This is a genomic window from Stenotrophomonas sp., assembly GCF_059505245.1.
The window spans coordinates 1-2,387 of sequence record NZ_JCACKF010000013.1 but is presented as its reverse complement, the minus strand read 5'-3'; the positions used below and the strand labels follow the sequence as shown (position 1 = coordinate 2,387).

General features: G+C 69.0%; 2 protein-coding genes. One reads left to right on the top strand and one right to left on the bottom strand.

Going from position 1 to position 2,387, the window contains the following annotated elements:
* Positions 1–201: 201 nt before the first annotated feature.
* Entirely contained in the window at positions 202–1,563 is a 1,362-nt protein-coding gene (locus tag AC5JLE_RS05165) for an MFS transporter (protein WP_496065088.1), read from the bottom strand.
* A 377-nt stretch (positions 1,564–1,940) separates the two neighbouring features.
* Between AC5JLE_RS05165 and AC5JLE_RS05160 the strand changes: the two genes are divergently transcribed.
* Positions 1,941–2,228, top strand: a complete 288-nt coding sequence (locus AC5JLE_RS05160; RefSeq protein ID WP_496065087.1) for a hypothetical protein — start codon at positions 1,941–1,943, stop codon at positions 2,226–2,228.
* The last annotated feature ends 159 nt before the right edge of the window (positions 2,229–2,387 follow it).

Sequence of the window (2,387 nt, the reverse complement as noted above, 5' to 3'; positions counted from 1 at the left end):
CCGCGGTGTCCGGTTCGGCAGCAACCGGCTCACACGATGCCTACGTTCCTGCGGCTACCTGGACCTTTGCCGCCATCTGCCGCCGCAAGTCCGCCGACATCGGGTGACCACTTCCAATGACGACACGGGGTGCAGGCTGAGAGGAGCTCGCGCGGCACCTCCTCGACTCGTGGGTACGGGCTACGAAAGGTGACTTGTACATCAGCCGACCTCTCCGTCCCGGAAGCGGACGTCAGCACCGACTTGAGCGCCGGTGTCGCCGTCGGCGAGCTCGGTCGAGGACACGCCCTCCCCGCGCAGCCGGGCCGCATTGAAGGTGCGCACGTTCGCCAGCGACGCGGCCAGTCCCAGGGCAGCGGCGATCGGGGCGATGACGAACGCCGGGGTGGCGCCGAGCATGTCGGTGAGCACCCCAGCACCGAACTGGCCCGCGGCAGTGCCGATCGGTCCCCCGGCGCACAACACGGCCATGGCGGTGGCCATGGACGGCAACGGTGTCTGGGCTTCGGTCAGCGCGTACAAGGTGACCATGTAAGGGCCGACAGCCAGCCCGGCGACCGCGATCGCGACCGGCAGTAGACCGGCCACCGCCCCCCAGAACAGCAGCATCATGCCGAGCACCAGGGCAAGCGGGAACAGCCAGCGGCGCAGAGCGAGGCTGAACCCCGGAGGCAGCCAGGCGCATGCCGCGCCCGCGATCGCGCTCCCGATTCCGAGCTCGGCGAAGTACAGCCCAGCCAGCTGTGGTGTGCCCTGTGCAGCGGCGTACGCGGTGACGCCGGTCTGCGCCACCCCGAAGATGACCCCGACGCTGATCATCGCGACGGTCAGCGTCACCAGGGACGGCCAGTCCAGTCTGGCCCCCGCCCGGCCTGCGGCCGAGCTCGGGACCGGCCCGGCGACTGCGGACGACGTACCTGTCGCTGGCCCGCTGGAGCCGGCCTCGGGGGTGGCATCCTCGCTCGACAGGTCTGCGTAGTGGCGAGCGAGCGGCGCGGCGGCGACCACGAGCAGGACAGCGGCGCCCAGCAGCGGGCCTGCCTGCGGGAATCCCCACGCGACGGTAGGAATCAGCAGGAGGAGACCAACCAGCGCCGGGCCGAGCACGAAGCTGCCCTCGTCAGCGGCCCCCTCGTACGACATCGCAGTCCGGACCAGGTGAGTGTCGCCGCCGCGAAGCTGCCCGGACCAGTGCACTCGGACCAGGGGGCCAACCTGGGGCTGCGTCAGCCCGACCAAGACCGCCGCAACAACGATGATGACCGGCCCGGCACCACGGCTGACGAGCACCAGCAGCAGGATGCTGGCTGCGTTGAGCAGCGCAGCCCAGAACCCGATCCGGCGCGGCGGGACCCAGCGAGCCACCGCGCCTACGCACAGGCCGCCCAGAGCGATCGCGATGCTCTGCGCTCCCGCTGCGAACCCAGCAAAGGCGAAACTGCCGGAACTGGCCTGCAGCAGCACGATCGTGCCCAGAGGCACGACTGCGTACGGGAGGCGCCCGATGAGAGCAAGGGCAAGGAAACTCGGGAGCGTTGAACGGAAGAATCGACGGTAGGACATCGGCGTCTCCTGGCCACAGCGAAGAGACGCGCCTACCCAGCCACCGGACGCGTGCCGTTCCCGATTCTGCCTGGAACGCTACCGTCAGACGGCCGAGTCGGCACCCGGATACGACAGGGTCGTCGCGCCGTGTCGACGATCGATCAGCGCGCCGGCACCACGGCGGCTGGTTGTGGCCACGGCCGGCCCCTGCCGATCGTCGACCCCGCCCGCGGCGAGGCTCCCGCCACATCGGCGAGCTGACCAGCTCATCTCACCTGCTGGGCATAGGACCGAGCGAGCCCACCCGCCGGGCTGACCGACTTCACTATTCAGTTTGACTCGTGAACCGTCTCGTGACTCTTTGTCCAGTTCATCAACTGAATCTTGGAGTCGTCATGTCACTGCCCATCACCGCGATGCTCGACCTGCGCCGGCTCGCCACGCCCGAACTGCACAAGCTCCGGGACGCCCTGACCGTCGAGCTGCAGGGACGTGACGACCTCGGCGAGAGTTCGCTGCGACCCGAGCAGTTCGAGCGCCTGCCGGCCCAACTCGGTGACTGGGCCCAGGCACAGGTACTGCGCGTCGCAGCGGAGACGAAGGACGGTCAGGTGACTCGGGACCAGGTCTTCGCCTTCCTCGGGCGTTCCGCCGAGGGCCGACTCAACGGGTTCCGCAAGTAGCTTGGCGCCCGTCTCCACAGCCCTCTCCCGGCGAGTGGGCTGAACCCGGCGGGTTGCCCGGGTAAAGAGTAGTTCAACAACCTTGATGATCCGCAGGTCCGAGCGCTAATGAGGGGGTGACGCGGCCGATAAGAGGTACGTGACTACGCCGCAGAGCCC

Bases quoted from the DNA above. Each gene is read 5' to 3' on its own strand.
- AC5JLE_RS05165 (WP_496065088.1), bottom strand. From the start codon at position 1,563: ATGTCCTACCGTCGATTCTTCCGTTCAACGCTCCCGAGTTTCCTTGCC.
- AC5JLE_RS05160 (WP_496065087.1), top strand. From the start codon at position 1,941: ATGTCACTGCCCATCACCGCGATGCTCGACCTGCGCCGGCTCGCCACG.